We start from the raw sequence: 14443 nt of genomic DNA, 5'->3' as shown, positions 1-14443 counted from the left end.
CGCTTACTTTCCGATTTGGTCCCAGTCGACGAGCACGCTCATGCCCGGGCGCATGTTCGCGGCCTCGGTGACGGCCTTGGCCTTGATGGCGAAGGTGCGGATGTCGAACCCGCCCTGCGTGCGGGTCGCCGACCACGTTGCGAAATCGGCCTGCGGGGAGATGTAGGTCACCTCGAACTCCACGTCGCTGTCCAGCGCCGGGACATAGCCGTTCATGCGGGTCCCGATCCGAAGGCCCGGAAGCAGCGTCTCCTTCACGTTGAAGGTCACCCACAGGTCGCTCATGTCGAGGATGGCCACCACCGGATAGCCGCTGCCGACCAGTTCGCCCTCCTCGGCGATGATCGTCGAGATCTCGCCCGTCACGGGCGAATAGACCATCGCGTCGCTGATGTACGACTCCACCTCGCTGACAGCCCCTTCGGCTTGGCGGACGCGGGCCGCGGCGGCCTCCTTGTCCTCCTTGCGGGCGCCGTCCGTCGCCATGTCGTACTGCGCCTTGGCGGCCAGCGCCGTGGCCTCCATGGCCTTGTAGTTGGCCGTGGCCTCGTCGAGCTTCTGCGCCGGAACCACTCCGTCGTTGTAGAGGTTCTGCACGCGCTCGTAGGTCTTGCGGGCCAGTTCCAGCCCGGCCTGCGCCTTCTGCCACATGTTCATCGCGGCCTCGATCTGCTGCACGCGGGCGCCGGCCAGCGCCATGGCGTCCAGCGCGGCGGCGGCGCTCTTCACGGCCTCGGCCTGCCGGAGCTTGGCCTCCAGTTCGGGCGTCGAGAGCGTGTAGAGGAGCTGTCCCTTCTCCACGCGGTCGCCCTGGGCCACTTTCATGTCGTCGATGCGGCCCGGAACCTTCGACGAGGCTTTGTAGGTGGTGCACTCCACCGTGCCCTGAATCAGCGTCGGGGTCCGTTTGGTGAGGTACCAGCTGATCAGTACGACCGAGAGGACGATGACCGCTGCGGCCGCCAGAATTCCGATTACGTTGCTTCGTTTCATATCGTTTGTTTGTTATCTATTTCGTATTGTTTGCGGGGGCCGACGGGCCGTAACGTGAAGCCCGCCCTTTCCCGATCTAATTTCCGCTTCTTGAGCCGTCGAAGAGAACCGCCTGCGCGTCGTTGCGGCGCGCGTAGGACGGATATTCGTCGCTGATGCCCGCGGCCTCGAGCAGCCGGGCCAGCAGCAGGTCGTAGTTGTAGGCCGCTTGCAGCCGCTCGGTGCGCACTCCCGCGAGGTTCAGCTCGGCGTCGATCAGGTCCGACGAGGAACTCATCCCTTCGAGGAACGCGGCGTTCTTCATCCGGAGATACTCCTCGGCGAATTTCAGCGACGCGTCGATCGAGGTCATCTGGTTGTGGTAGTTCATCATCTGGTTGTAGAGTTTCTCCACCAGCACCGCGATGTCCTTCCCGGCCTTGTTCTGCAACTCGCCCACGCGGCGCACGGTCTGCTTGGCGGCCGAGTACTTGTATTCGCGGTTGAGACCGTCGAAAATCTTGATGTTGACCCCCACGCCCACGGCCCAGCGCGGCACGAGTCCCGCCACCTGGTAGTTGTAGAACGAACCGCCGCCGATGGCCGCCACCTGCGGCAGGAAATCGGCACGCTGGGCGCGCACGCCCTCCTGGGCCAGTTCGCGCTTGAGCGACACCTGGCTGAGCAGCGGGTTGCGCGCCTGCGCGAGGTCCTGATAATAGGCCAGATCCTCGACCTTCGCGAGCAGGAACATCGCCGTCACCGGACGCCAGTCGCTCTCGCGTCCCAGGGTGTTCGACAGCGCGCTGGCGATGGTCTCGGCCTGCAATTTGGCGTTTGCCAGCTCCCGTTCGGCCTCGGCCATCTTGAACTCCACGTAGAGGCGTTCGGTCTGGGCGATCATGCCGTTGCGTTCGAGCGCCCGGGCGTCTTCGAGATGCCTGCGCACGCCGTCCACCACCTGCTGACGCACGGCGACGACCTGCGTGGCGAGGGCCAGTCCGAAATAACGCTCCACGAGTTCCGAGATCAGCGCGTTGCGGGTCTGGTTGCCTTGCGCGACGGCCGTCTTCTCGTTGATCCGCGCGGCGCGGTTCGCGGCGTTGATCTTGCCGCCCATCCAGATCGGGACGGTCACCTCGCCTCCCACGAATCCGAGGCTCTGATCCTGCACCTTGAGGAACCAGTCGGCATCCATCATCGGGTTCAGAAGCCCCTGGAGCGTCGGAATCTTGTCGGCGGGGATCAGTCCGTTCTGCACGAGCGCCGTCAGTCCGCCCGCCACGCCCTCTTTGACCGGGCCTTTCAGGTCGTTGAAGTCGAATCCGATGTCCTTGGCCATGTAGGCGTATGCGCCCGTGACGTTGATCTGGGGCATGCGGAGACCGATGGCCGCGCGGCGCTGCTGCTGTGCGGCGCGCTCCTCGTAGGCCGCGGCTTTCAGCGCAGGGTTCTCCGTGAGGGTGACGGCGACCGCCTCGTCGAGCGAGAGCATCCGCCCGGCCTCCTGCGCGGACGCCGCCGCCGGGATCGTCGCCGCCGCCATGAAGGCGATCTTGACAGCTATTTTCATAGTATTCATGCGTTTATTCGACAAAGATAGATTTTCTTGCAATATCTTCTTCAGCCCGGAGGGCGTTTAGGCCATTTTTAGGCCCTTATGGACACAAATCACGCCCGTTTCACCTTCCGAGGTGGGCGTTGGCCCGGCGCACGCCTTCGGCCAGTTCGGGATAAACCCGCACGTCGACACCCGCTTCGCGCAGCGTCTGCGCCCCGCGGCAGCGGACGAACCGGTCGGGTTCGTACAGCGCAAAGACCACGCGTGCGAATCCGTGGCGCAGGATCAGCTGCGTGCAGCTCTCCGGCTCGCTCTTCCGCTGCGAGCACGGCTCCATCGAGGAGTAGATCGCCGCCCCGCGCAATTCGGCGCCCGCGTCGAGCGCCTTGCGGATCGCCTCCTGCTCGGCATGGTGCGTGGGCGAAGTCTCGTGGGTGTAGCCCGTGAAGCTCCTCCCGTCGGGAAGCGCCACCACGGCCCCGACGCAATAGGAGGTCCGGCTGGGCACGCACCGCAGTCCTTCGGCCACGGCCTGCGTCAGGTAGCGGAGGTCTTCGTCCCGGGTGTCGGGACGAAGCGTGCAGGTCGCAACCTCCATGCCGCCCAGATTTTCCCGCCGGCATGCGGCCCCCTCCGGGACCTCGAACCGGAACTGCGCGCCGCCCCGCTCCGGTCCCAGCGTCAGCTGCGGATTGACCGCCCGGCGCACCGTGTCGGCCATCCCTTCGGCGAGGAACATGCGCAGGACGGAGGCCCCCCCCTCGACCAGCAGACGCTCCACGCCGCGCTTTTCGAGTTCGGTGACGATCGCTGAAGCCGTAATTGAACCGTCGCTTGAAATAACCTCTGCAACGCCTTTCAATTCCGGAAGTTCCTTTTCTGAAAACACATAGCGGTCTGCGTCGCCCTCCGTGAAGAAGCGCATCGACGGCGAGAGCCGTCCCGAGTGTGTGAGGGTGACTTTCGTCAGGTCGGGCCGCATGCCCCGGGCACGGCGCAGTTCCCGCGCCGCGGCATCGCGCAGGAGCAGGGCGGGATCGTCGCGCCGCAGCGTTTCGGCTCCCGCGAGGATCGCGTCGTGCGAGGCCCGAAGGCGCAGGACCGCCTCCCAGTCTTCGGGCGTCGAGATCATCAGCCGTCGGGGGCTGTTGTCGTCCAGGTAGCCGTCGGCCGTCGTGGCGAAAGATAGTGTTATCTGCATCGTTTCAAGGTAAACAGGGTGACTTCGGGCCATGCGCCCAGCCGCATGGGATATGCAACATATCCCGTGCCGTCGTTGACATAAAGTGTGTGGCGGCCCGTGTCGTAGCGTCCGCTCCAGTGTTTGTAGATCCATTTCGCGGGCGACCAGCCGCGACCCCAGGGCCTGATTTTCAGCTGCATCGAATGCACGTGCCCCGAGAGCGTCAGATCGCCGTAGCCGGCCTCGACGATCTGTTCCCAGAGCTGCGGGATATGTACGAGGGTGATGTTGTAGAGCGAATCCGGAACTCCGGCGTAAGCCTTGGGAATGGCCGTTCCCGGCAGGTCGCGGTCGTGGCGGCGTTCGCGCAGCGCGGGGTCGAACGACAACCCCGTGAGCGAGATGCTGTCCGCGCCGCGTCGCAGGTAGACGGTCGTGTCCTCCAGGACGGTCCACCCCATCGCCCGCTGGCGCGCGACCACTTCGCGGGCCTCCCCGGCCGCCGGGAAACGCAGCGAATCCTTGATGTAGGTTCCCACGTCGTGGTTGCCCGTGACCGACCAGACCGGGCCTGCGATCCGCCGCAGGAGCGCCGTGGTGCGTTCGTCCAGCTCTCCGGCGCGGATGTTCACCAGATCGCCCGTGAAGAACACCGCCTCGGGGCGCTGCGCGTTCACGCTGTCGGCCAGCCGCGTCAGTTCGCGTTCGGGACGGACGAGGGTCCCGACGTGCATGTCGGTGATCTGCACGAACCGGAAGCCGTCGAAGGCCTCGGGAATGCGGTCGGAGCAGATCTCCACCCGGTTGACGCGGATGGAGGTGCGTCCCCGGGTCGTGCCCCAGAGGGCGAACAGCACGAACGCGCAGGCTGCGACGTAGCCCGTGCGGCGCAGGTTCACGAAGTTGAACGCATAGAACGCCAGGCGCGGCGGAACGGTGACGATCCACGCCCAGAACAGCCACATATAGAGGTACATCAGCTCCGGACCGTTGTCGCGGCTCAAGGCGCCTATGAGCGACGAGAGAATCGGCAGGGCGTCGGTCGCGGCGACCCACGCCACGAGTGCGCGGCGCACGGGCTGCTTCCGGCGGCGGCGACGGCGGAAATGGATGAAATCGGCGGCGATGGCCGTCAGGGAGAGTATCGACGTCAGAAAAAAGAGCATATACCTTTTATTTATATTCGGCAAAGATACGAAAAATTGCTTTTCCCGCGGTTTTCTTTGGCATACAACTTGCTGATTTGTCCGATGAGTTACAACTCTTTGAGAACGAGCAAGAACATTAATAAAACCAAATTCATTCGGCTTATGAAAACATTTCGACTTTTAATCGTGGCTCTGCTGCTTGCAGGTTCCGCGTCGGCGCAGCGTTACGAGCGCAGGGCCATGCGCGGCGAATATTCGCCTACGGTCTACCTGATCTCGGTGCAGGAGGTGGACACCATCTACAACTACGGGCCTTATGCGATGCAGCAGGCGGCGGCGCTCAACCGCATGGCCATGGACAACGCCACGCAGGACTACATCGAGACCCACCGTCCGGGCTTCCAGCAGGTCGAGAAACCGCAGTTCGTCTTCGCCACGAAGAACAACCGTTTCTCCTTCTCGCTGGGCGGTTTCGTCAGCCTCCGCGCCGGGTATGACTTCGACGGCATCGTCGACAACATCGACTTCGTGACCTACGACATTCCCGTTCACGGCAATTACGATACCAGGCAGAAGCTGATGATGGACGCTTCGACCTCGCGTCTGTTTATGAAGGCCATCACCAACACCCGTGCGCTGGGCCGCGTGGTCGTGTTCATGGACGCCGACTTCCGCGGAGGCGCCGAGGGCAGCTACACGCCCCGCCTGCGTTCGGCCTACGTGTCGTTCCTGGGCTTTACGCTGGGTCGCGACGTGACGACCTTCTGCGACCTTTCGGCAGCCCCGACGACCATCGACTTCCAGGGTCCCAACGCCTATAACTTCAACTTCGCCACGATGGTCCGCTACGAATACGCCTTCGCCGACAACCACCTCAAGTTCGGCGTTGCGGCCGAGATGCCCTCGGTCAGCGGCACCTACAACGACAATTTCGCGACGCTGAAACAGCGCGTTCCCGATTTCCCGGCCTACTTCCAGTATGCCTGGGGCGCCAACCGCGACAGTCACATTCGGGCTTCGGGCGTCGTGCGCAACATGTACCTCCACAACCTCCGCACGGGCAACAACACCTCGCTGCTGGGATGGGGCGTGCAGTTCAGCGGCACGATCAAGGTGGCGCAGCCCCTGCGGCTCTTTATGAACGGCGTCTACGGCAAGGGTGTCACCCCGTATATCCAGGACCTGACCGGCTCGGGGCTCGACTTCACGCCCAATCCGGAGAACGCCGACCAGATTCAGACCATGCCCATGTGGGGATGGCAGGCCGCGGCCCAGATCAACCTGACCCCGCGTCTGTTCATCTCGGGCGGCTATTCGACCGTCCGCGTGCAGCGCAGCCACGGTTTCTACTCCGACGACCAGTACAAGCAGGGCCAGTATATCTTCGGCAACATTTTCTATTCGATCACCCCGCGCTGCAAGGTGGCCGGCGAGTACCTCTACGGTTCGCGCAAGGACATGTCGAACGACAAGGGACACGCCAACCGCGTGAACGTGATGCTGCAATACAGTTTCTGACGACACCGTATATTAAATAGTATTGAGTATTTTCGGGCGGCTTCTTCGGGAGCCGCCTTTTTTGCGGACCCTGACGTGCGGTTTCGTTCGCCCGGTCCCATCCCGGCGATCCGGGATTATGCCGCTTTTCGGTCGGCGGTTAACCGCGGTCTTCGACTGCGGGGCATTTTGTACTTTTTGGCCGCAAAAAGTAGTAAAGCCGCGGTCTTCGCCCGCGGGGTGTAGCTACCTTTTGATGGCAAAAGGTAGCACCAAAACCATCCGCATGTCGTTCTCCGCGGGAGTCTTCTCCGGCCCGCGTTGAGCGGGCGCAGTAAGATCAAGCCTTTACAGCCTCCCGCTCCGGGCACGCGGGCCGGAGAATGCTCTTTTTTCCGCTCCGAACGATAATGCGGCGGTTTAAAACCGCTTCCAGGGGCGATCGTAGGCTTCTGTGCTTCTTGCTTGTTCCGGACGCATCCTTCCCGCCGCTGTGGCGGCGAATGAATCCCGCTTGGCGAAAAAGGCGTCAAGAAAGAGGCGGACTAAAAGCGCGAGCGGAGGGGACGGTTTGTTTACAAACCCGCGAATAGTCGCCCGGAGCCAGCGTTAGGCCGCGTCTTTCAGCCTTTTTTGTCGGCGGGTCGGTTTTTGCGCCGCTTTTTGCCGACCAAAAAGCGGCAAAGAACAGCAGTCGAAGACTGTGTTTGCTGCCTTTTGCCATCAAAAGGTAGCTATACCCCGCGTGGGAAAACCGCAATTCTGCCTTTTGCCGTCGGCATCCGCAAACGAAGCCGTTCCGCCAAAATAAATGGCCCGACTGTTGCACGGAACGTTTTTTTTGCTACCTTTGTCTTGACGATTCGCCTGCGTGCGGATTGTTTGCTTTGCTTCACGTGAAAACTGCTAATTTTCAAATGTCGAGGCGAAGGTGCAAGGATGCTCCGCGAGTTGTCGGCCCACGGCCCGCAACGAGAGGTTCTGACTTGCTTATTATCGAAACTGCGCGTTACGGGCGTGGGTTCCTTGTATCTGTATTCGGCATGGGTTTTAGCAGGCCTTCACGTGAGTATGGGTATCTTGGGGCCTGCGCCTTTCTTTTTCGAAAGCGCCGGCCCGGCCATACGGACCGGCGGCTGAACGTTGCGTCACTGCTTTCTGATTCTTCATGGAGTATGTAACCGCCGGTCCTTTTTTACCTTCCGGGGGCGGCGGCGCGGAATGCCCGACCAATCTAAAATAAGCTCAACCGCAGCGATTAGGCCCCGCCCCCGGTTTTTTCCGCTCCCCGGCGGCAGCGCATCTCCGGTGTCGTGATGACGCTTTCAGGAGGTCGGGAGGTTTTGCCGAATCGCATGCGGTTCGGTTTTGCAACGGTCCGACTTTTTCGTATCTTTGGTGTCGTAACGACACTTTCAGGAGGTCGGGAGGTTTTGCCGAATCGCATACGGTTCGGTTTTGCAACGGTCCGACTTTTTCGTATCTTTGTCATCGGACCAATCGACAACGTATGGGAGAAACGAACCACGCGATAGCCCGCTGGCTGGCCGAAGCCGGATGGAGCGAAACGTATATCAACCTGGCAGTCAAGGCAATCATCATCCTGGGCATACTCGTCGTCGCCTATGCGGCGGCGGTCCTGTTCCGGCGTCTGGTCGTTCCGCTCCTGCAAAAAATCAGCGCCCGGACGAAAGCCGCGTGGGACGACCACCTTTTCAGCGACAAGGTGATGCACCGCGCGGCGCGCCTGATCCCGCCCCTGATCTGGTATGTCCTGCTCCGGGTGGCGTTCTACGATGCGCCCGTTCTGCTGAACGTGCTGCACAAGGCCTGTCTGATCTACCTGATCGTCGCCGCCCTGCAACTCGTCTCGGCGTTCCTCGATACGCTCTACGACATCTCCAGCCGCCACGAAACGCTGCGCAACCGTCCGCTGAAAGGCGTTTACCAGATGATCAAGCTGCTGGCGGTCTGCATCGGGGCGATCCTCGTCGTCAGCATCCTCATCGGGCAGGACGCCACGGCCGTACTCGCGGGACTTGGCGCTTCGGCGGCCATCATCATGCTGATTTTCAGGGACAGCATCCTGGGACTGGTCGCCGGCGTGCAGCTCTCGGCCAACGACATGCTGCGTCCCGGAGACTGGATCACGATGGCCAAGTACGGCGCCGACGGCTATGTGACGGAGGTGACGCTGACGACGGTCAAGGTGCAGAACTTCGACAAGACCATCACCACCATCCCGCCCTATGCGCTGGTCAGCGACTCGTTCCAGAACTGGCGCGGCATGTGGGACAGCGGCGGACGGCGCATCAAGCGGTCGCTGCTGATCGATGCCAGTTCGGTGCACAACTGCACGGCCGCGGAGCTGGCCGCACTCCGCGAAAAAGGGCTGGCCGGGACGACGCCCGACGCGGAACCCGTCGTCAACCTCTACGCCCTGCGGGAGTACGCCGCGCGTTACCTGAAGGGCCACCCGGGCATCCACCCCGACCTGATGCAGATGGTCCGGATGCTCCAGCCCACCCCGGAAGGCATCCCGGTCGAGGTCTACTGCTTCACCCGGGAGACCGACTGGGTGGCCTACGAGGCCGTGCAGGGGGCTGTTTTCGACCACCTGTTCGCCGTCCTTCCCGACTTCGGCCTGCGGGCCTACCAACGCTCCTCGGACCGCGAGCCTCAATCCTCCGAATCTTGATTTAACGGATAAGAACCATGGAATTTTTAGCGCAATACAACCTCACCGGAATCGTCATCGGCATCGCCACCTTTCTGATCATCGGCATCTTTCACCCGATGGTCACCAAGGGCGAATACTATTTCGGGGTGAAAATCTGGTGGCTGTTCCTCGTGATGGGAATCGCCGCCGTCGCCGGTTCGATCGCCGTGCGGCACATCCTCTGGTCGACGCTGCTGGCCGTGTGGGGCGCCTCGTCGCTGTGGTCGATCGGCGAACTGTTCGAACAGCGCGAGCGCGTGGCCAAAGGCTGGTTTCCGAAGAACCCCAAGCGGAAATAGCATGCGCGCACGCCGGATATGCCTGCTGACGGCGCTGACCTTTGCCGCCGTGTGCTGCACGCCCGCGGGAGGCCCTGCGCCCGTCGCGCCTCCGCCTCCGGCCGGCTGGTCGGGACCGGGGCCCGTGCCGCCGCCCCGGCGGATGCGGTTGTTTTTCGGCGGCGACGTGATGCAGCACATGCCGCAGGTCGACGCCGTGCGCCGCGGCGACGGCTTCGACTACGAACCCGTTTTCCGGACGCTCGCGCCCCGCATCAGGGCCGCCGACCTGGCCGTGGTGAACCTCGAAACCACCCTCACGCGCCGCAGCCGCTATACGGGCTATCCGCTTTTCCGGTCGCCCGCGGCGCTGGCCGACGCCCTGCGCGACGCAGGCGTGGATGTCGCCGTGCTGGCCAACAACCACTGCTGCGACAACGGCGCCGAAGGCATCCGCACGAGCGTCGAGGAACTGGACCGCTGCGGAATACGCCACACGGGTGCGTTCGCGGACAGCGCTGATTACAAGAAAAATAACCCGCTTTACCTCACGTATTGCGGCATACGGCTGGCGATCGTCAATTACACCTACGGAACCAACGGCATGCCCGTTCCCGAGGGTACGGTGGTGAACCTGATCGACACGGTGCGCATGGCCGCGGACCTGGCGGCGGCACGCGCCTCGGGGGTCGATTTCATCGTCGCGTGCGTCCATTGGGGCGACGAATACCAGCGGCGCGAGAACGCCGCGCAGCGGAGTTTGGCCGCGTTTTTGCGCCGTCACGGAACCGATGTGGTGGTCGGGAGCCATCCGCACGTGATTCAGCCTTGGGTGGCCGATTTGTCGCACGTGGTGCTCTACTCGCTGGGCAACCTCGTCTCGGGCCAGCGCCGCCGCTACACCGACGGCGGTCTGGTGGCCACGGTGGAGGCCGTCCGGCATCCCGAGGGGCGGATGACATACCGGCTCGAAACGACGCCCGTGTGGGTCAGTGTGCCGGGCTACCGCATCCTGACGCCCGAGGCCGCCGACACGATGACGCTGCCCGCGGCCTACGGGATTTTCCGCGCCGACCTCGACGCGCTGCCGGGAAACGGCTTATAGGTAAACCGAATGGCTCCATAGGAAGAAACGATGGCGTTTTTTTGGAGATTGTTTCCGGAAATCGTTATCTTTGTAACAGTAAGAATGCACACACATTAAACAATACGACATTATGGAAAAGAGCATCAAAGGTACGCGTACCGAACAGAATCTGCTGAAGGCATTCGCCGGCGAGAGCCAGGCCCGCAGCCGCTACGTATTCTTCGCCAGCAAGGCCAAGAAGGAGGGTTACGAACAGATCGCAGGGGTTTTCGCCGAGACCGCGGAGCAGGAGAAGGAGCACGCCGAGCGTTTCTTCAAGTTCCTCGAGGGCGGCGACGTGGAGATCACGGCCAGCTACCCCACCGGACCCATCGGCACGACGGCCGAGAACCTGCTGGCTGCCGCCAAGGGCGAGAACGAGGAGTGGGACGTGCTGTACCGCGAATTCGGCAAGGTCGCCGAAGAGGAGGGATTCACGGAGATCGCCACGGCGTTCAAGATGATCGCGACGGTGGAGGCCGAGCACGAACGCCGCTACCTGAAGCTGTTGAGCCGCCTCACGGACGGCAACTTCTTCAAGCGCGACGGCAAGATCTGGTGGCAGTGCCGCAACTGCGGCTTCGTCATCGAGGCCGAGCAGGCTCCGCTGCTGTGCCCCGCCTGCAAGCATCCCCAGGCCTATTTCGAGCCGAAGAAGGAGAACTATTAGTCCGCCTTGCGGCCCGCATACGAGTCCCGTCTCTTCGGAGACGGGGCTTTTTTATTTCCGCTGCATGTGCGGACGTGCAAATATTCGGCCCCCGGAGACTTAAAATTCCGGATTTTCTCCGTATCTTTGCAAGAATCCTTATTTCGGACAATTCAAACACAAGATATGGCAGACGAAAAAATCATCTTTTCGATGGTCGGCGTAAGCAAGACCTTCACCAACCAGAAACGGGTGCTCAACAACATCTACCTCTCCTTTTTCTACGGCGCGAAAATCGGCATCATCGGCCTGAACGGCTCGGGAAAGTCGACCCTGATGAAGATCATCGCCGGAATCGACAAGAACTTCGACGGCGAAGTGGTCTTCTCGCCGGGCTATACGGTGGGTTACCTCGAACAGGAACCCAGGCTCGACGACTCGAAGACGGTCCGCGAGGTCGTCGAGGAGGGCTGCGCGACGACCGTGGCGTTGCTGAAGGAGTACGAGGAGATCAACCAAAAGCTGTGCGAGCCGATGGACGACGACACGATGGCCAGGCTGATCGAGCGTCAGGGCGAGCTGTACGAGAAGATCGACCAGTGCAACGGCTGGGAGCTGGACAGCGTGCTGGAGCGCGCGATGGACGCCCTGCGGTGTCCCGATCCCGACGAGCCGGTTAAACACCTCTCGGGCGGTGAGCGCCGCCGCGTGGCCCTGTGCCGCCTGCTGTTGCAGCAGCCCGACGTGCTGTTGCTCGACGAGCCTACGAACCACCTCGACGCCGAGTCGATCGACTGGCTCGAACAGCATCTCCAGCAGTACAAGGGTACGGTGATCGCCGTGACCCACGACCGTTATTTTCTGGACAACGTCGCCGGGTGGATTCTCGAACTCGACCGCGGCGAGGGCATTCCGTGGAAGGGCAACTACTCGGGCTGGCTCGACCAGAAGACCACGCGCATGGCCATGGAGGAGAAGCAGGAGTCGAAGCGCCGCAAGACCCTCGAACGCGAGCTGGAGTGGGTGCGCATGTCGCCCTCGGGCCGCCACGCCAAGTCGAAGGCCCGTCTGTCGGCCTACGACAAGATGATGAACGAGGATACGAAACAGAAAGAGGAGAAGCTCGAAATCTTCATCCCCAACGGTCCGCGTCTGGGCGACGTGGTGATCGAGGCGCACGACGTTTCGAAAGCCTTCGGCGACCGCGTGCTGTACGAGGGGCTGGATTTCTCGCTGCCCCCTGCGGGCATCGTGGGCGTGATCGGCGCGAACGGCACGGGCAAGACCACCCTCTTCCGCATGATCATGGGCCTCGAAACTCCGACGAGCGGCTCGTTCCGCGTGGGTCCCACGGTGAAACTGGCCTATGTGGACCAGCAGCACAAGTCGATCGACCCCGAAAAGACGGTCTTCGAGGTGATCTCGGGCGGTCTGGACCTGATGACGCTGGGCAACCGGCAGGTCAACGCCCGCGCCTATGTCGCCCGTTTCAACTTCTCGGGCGCCGATCAGGAGAAGAAATGCGGCATGCTCTCGGGCGGCGAGCGCAACCGCCTGCACCTGGCCCTCGCTCTGAAGGAGGAGGGCAACGTGCTGCTGCTGGACGAACCGACCAACGACATCGACGTCAACACGCTGCGGGCGCTGGAGGAAGGTCTCGAAAATTTCGCCGGATGCGCCGTGGTCATTTCGCACGACCGCTGGTTCCTCGACCGTATCGCCACGCACATCCTCTCGTTCGAGGGCGACTCGAAGGTGGTCTTCTACGAAGGCTCCTACTCGGAGTACGAGGCGTGGAAGAAGGCCCAGGGCGGCGACACGCAGCCCCACCGGGTGAGGTACAAAAAACTGATCGCGGATTAGTTTTTTGTATCAATTGAAAATTAAGAATGAAAAATTAAAAATTGTTTTTGCCATGCAGAAACCTTCGATTCCCAAGGGCACGCGCGACTTCTCCCCCGCGGAGATGATGCGCCGCCAGTATATTTTCGACACGATCCGCCGGGTGTTCCGCGCCTACGGGTTCGCGCCGCTCGAAACTCCCTCGATGGAGAACCTCTCGACCCTGCTGGGCAAGTACGGCGACGAGGGCGACAAGCTCCTGTTCAAGATTCTCAATTCGGGCGACTACGCCGCCGGACTGTCGGACGAGGAGGTTCGCAGCGCGTCGAAAATCTGTGAAAAAGGACTTCGTTACGACCTTACGGTGCCCTTCGCGCGTTACGTCGTGCAGCACCAGGGCGAACTGACGTTCCCCTTCAAACGCTACCAGATTCAGCCCGTGTGGCGCGCCGACCGGCCGCAGAAAGGCCGCTACCGCGAATTCTACCAGTGCGACGTCGACGTGATCGGCACGCGCTCGCTGCTGTGCGAGGTCGAATTGGTCGAGATCGTCGAACGGGTGTTCAAGGCCCTCGGCATCCGCGTGGCGCTGAAGATGAACAACCGCAAGATCCTGTTCGGCATCGCCGAAGCCATCGGCCATGCCGACAAGATGATGGACATCACCATCGCCATCGACAAGCTGGAAAAGATCGGACTGGACAACGTGAAGGCCGAACTGATGGAGCGCGGCCTGGATCGGGAGGCGGTCGACAAACTTCAACCGATACTTGAGTTGAGCGGCGACAATATGCAGAAGCTCAACCAGTTGAAAGGGGTGCTCGCTGTTTCGGAGACGGGCATGAAGGGCATCGAGGAGATGGAGGCCGTATTCGGCTATGTCGGGCGGCTGGGCATCGACCTCACGGTGGAGCTGGACCTCTCGCTGGCACGCGGTTTGAACTACTACACCGGTGCGATCTTCGAGGTCAAGGCCCTCGATTTCGCCATCGGCTCGATCTGCGGCGGCGGCCGTTACGACGACCTGACGGGAATTTTCGGCATGCCCAATATGTCGGGCGTGGGCATTTCGTTCGGTGCGGACCGCATTTACGACGTGATGACGGGACTTTCGCTCTTCCCCGAGGAGGTCAACAGTTCGACCCGCGTGCTGTTCGTGAACCTCGGCGCGGAGGAGGAGGCCGCCGTGCTGCCGCTGCTGCGTCAGCTGCGCGGGCGTGAAATCGCCGCCGAAATCTACCCCGAGGCGGGCAAGATGAAGAAGCAGATGGAGTACGCCAACCGCCGCGGCATCCCCTATGTGGTGATCGTTGGGTCGCAGGAGCTGGAGGCCGGAGCCGCAACCGTCAAGGACATGCGCACGGGTGAGCAGCGGCAGGTTTCGTTAGACAAGCTGGCAACCGAAATCTGCAATTCATAATCGAGAATTCGGGATTGCAGGGTTGCAGAAACCGACCTGCGGGCTTTT

11 protein-coding genes are annotated in these 14443 nt (G+C 62.1%); 7 read left to right on the top strand and 4 right to left on the bottom strand.

Going from position 1 to position 14443, the window contains the following annotated elements; translation table 11 throughout:
- Window positions 1–3 precede the first annotated feature (3 nt).
- From BHV64_RS09560 to BHV64_RS09545, 4 genes are all read right to left on the bottom strand, one after another.
- Window positions 4–993, bottom strand: a complete 990-nt coding sequence (locus BHV64_RS09560) for an HlyD family secretion protein (protein WP_015546115.1) — start codon at window positions 991–993, stop codon at window positions 4–6.
- 76 nt (window positions 994–1069) lie between these two features.
- Window positions 1070–2545: a TolC family protein gene (locus tag BHV64_RS09555; protein ID WP_229028672.1), complete on the bottom strand. Its 1476-nt coding sequence runs from the start codon at window positions 2543–2545 to the stop codon at window positions 1070–1072.
- A 109-nt stretch (window positions 2546–2654) separates the two neighbouring features.
- On the bottom strand, window positions 2655–3734 hold the full coding sequence (locus BHV64_RS09550; RefSeq protein ID WP_015546113.1) for a dihydrofolate reductase family protein: 1080 nt from the start codon (window positions 3732–3734) through the stop codon (window positions 2655–2657).
- Window positions 3725–4882 (bottom strand): metallophosphoesterase, encoded by a 1158-nt coding sequence (locus BHV64_RS09545; RefSeq protein WP_149885939.1) that lies wholly within the window; start codon window positions 4880–4882, stop codon window positions 3725–3727. The genes BHV64_RS09550 and BHV64_RS09545 overlap by 10 nt, the downstream gene beginning before the upstream one ends.
- Window positions 4883–5026: 144 nt before the next feature.
- Here BHV64_RS09545 and BHV64_RS09540 point away from each other — a divergent pair, with 144 nt between their 5' ends.
- The 7 genes from BHV64_RS09540 (at window position 5027) to hisS (ending at window position 14395) form a co-directional block, all read left to right on the top strand.
- Entirely contained in the window at window positions 5027–6382 is a 1356-nt protein-coding gene (locus BHV64_RS09540; RefSeq protein ID WP_288115807.1) for a DcaP family trimeric outer membrane transporter, read from the top strand.
- A gap of 1489 nt (window positions 6383–7871) precedes the next feature.
- Window positions 7872–9059, top strand: coding sequence for a mechanosensitive ion channel family protein (locus tag BHV64_RS09535; RefSeq protein ID WP_288115806.1), 1188 nt, complete (start codon window positions 7872–7874; stop codon window positions 9057–9059).
- A 17-nt stretch (window positions 9060–9076) separates the two neighbouring features.
- Window positions 9077–9379 (top strand): DUF4491 family protein, encoded by a 303-nt coding sequence (locus tag BHV64_RS09530; RefSeq protein WP_015546110.1) that lies wholly within the window; start codon window positions 9077–9079, stop codon window positions 9377–9379.
- A 1-nt stretch (window position 9380) separates the two neighbouring features.
- The gene (locus tag BHV64_RS09525; RefSeq protein ID WP_217727620.1) at window positions 9381–10463 is read left to right on the top strand and encodes a CapA family protein; all 1083 of its coding nucleotides are present in this window, start codon (window positions 9381–9383) and stop codon (window positions 10461–10463) included.
- A 112-nt stretch (window positions 10464–10575) separates the two neighbouring features.
- On the top strand, window positions 10576–11154 hold the full coding sequence (gene rbr, locus BHV64_RS09520) for a rubrerythrin (protein WP_015546108.1): 579 nt from the start codon (window positions 10576–10578) through the stop codon (window positions 11152–11154).
- A gap of 165 nt (window positions 11155–11319) precedes the next feature.
- A complete protein-coding gene (gene ettA / locus BHV64_RS09515; protein ID WP_015546107.1) occupies window positions 11320–12996 on the top strand; it encodes an energy-dependent translational throttle protein EttA in 1677 nt (558 codons plus the stop codon).
- Window positions 12997–13048: 52 nt separating this feature from the next.
- On the top strand, window positions 13049–14395 hold the full coding sequence (hisS, locus tag BHV64_RS09510; RefSeq protein ID WP_288115805.1) for a histidine--tRNA ligase: 1347 nt from the start codon (window positions 13049–13051) through the stop codon (window positions 14393–14395).
- Window positions 14396–14443 lie beyond the last annotated feature (48 nt).

The organism is Alistipes sp. 56_sp_Nov_56_25, from assembly GCF_001915285.1.
GTDB lineage: Bacteria > Bacteroidota > Bacteroidia > Bacteroidales > Rikenellaceae > Alistipes > Alistipes shahii.
This window is presented reverse-complemented; position numbering and strand designations above follow the sequence as displayed.

What these genes read in the sequence shown, in the direction of transcription:
- BHV64_RS09535 (WP_288115806.1), top strand. Translation starts at nt 7,872, where the DNA reads ATGGGAGAAACGAACCACGCGATAGCCCGCTGGCTGGCCGAAGCCGGA.
- BHV64_RS09525 (WP_217727620.1), top strand. Translation starts at nt 9,381, where the DNA reads ATGCGCGCACGCCGGATATGCCTGCTGACGGCGCTGACCTTTGCCGCC.
- ettA (WP_015546107.1), top strand. Translation starts at nt 11,320, where the DNA reads ATGGCAGACGAAAAAATCATCTTTTCGATGGTCGGCGTAAGCAAGACC.
- BHV64_RS09540 (WP_288115807.1), top strand. Translation starts at nt 5,027, where the DNA reads ATGAAAACATTTCGACTTTTAATCGTGGCTCTGCTGCTTGCAGGTTCC.
- hisS (WP_288115805.1), top strand. Translation starts at nt 13,049, where the DNA reads ATGCAGAAACCTTCGATTCCCAAGGGCACGCGCGACTTCTCCCCCGCG.
- BHV64_RS09550 (WP_015546113.1), bottom strand. Translation starts at nt 3,734, where the DNA reads ATGCAGATAACACTATCTTTCGCCACGACGGCCGACGGCTACCTGGAC.
- BHV64_RS09530 (WP_015546110.1), top strand. Translation starts at nt 9,077, where the DNA reads ATGGAATTTTTAGCGCAATACAACCTCACCGGAATCGTCATCGGCATC.
- BHV64_RS09560 (WP_015546115.1), bottom strand. Translation starts at nt 993, where the DNA reads ATGAAACGAAGCAACGTAATCGGAATTCTGGCGGCCGCAGCGGTCATC.
- BHV64_RS09545 (WP_149885939.1), bottom strand. Translation starts at nt 4,882, where the DNA reads ATGCTCTTTTTTCTGACGTCGATACTCTCCCTGACGGCCATCGCCGCC.
- rbr (WP_015546108.1), top strand. Translation starts at nt 10,576, where the DNA reads ATGGAAAAGAGCATCAAAGGTACGCGTACCGAACAGAATCTGCTGAAG.
- BHV64_RS09555 (WP_229028672.1), bottom strand. Translation starts at nt 2,545, where the DNA reads ATGAAAATAGCTGTCAAGATCGCCTTCATGGCGGCGGCGACGATCCCG.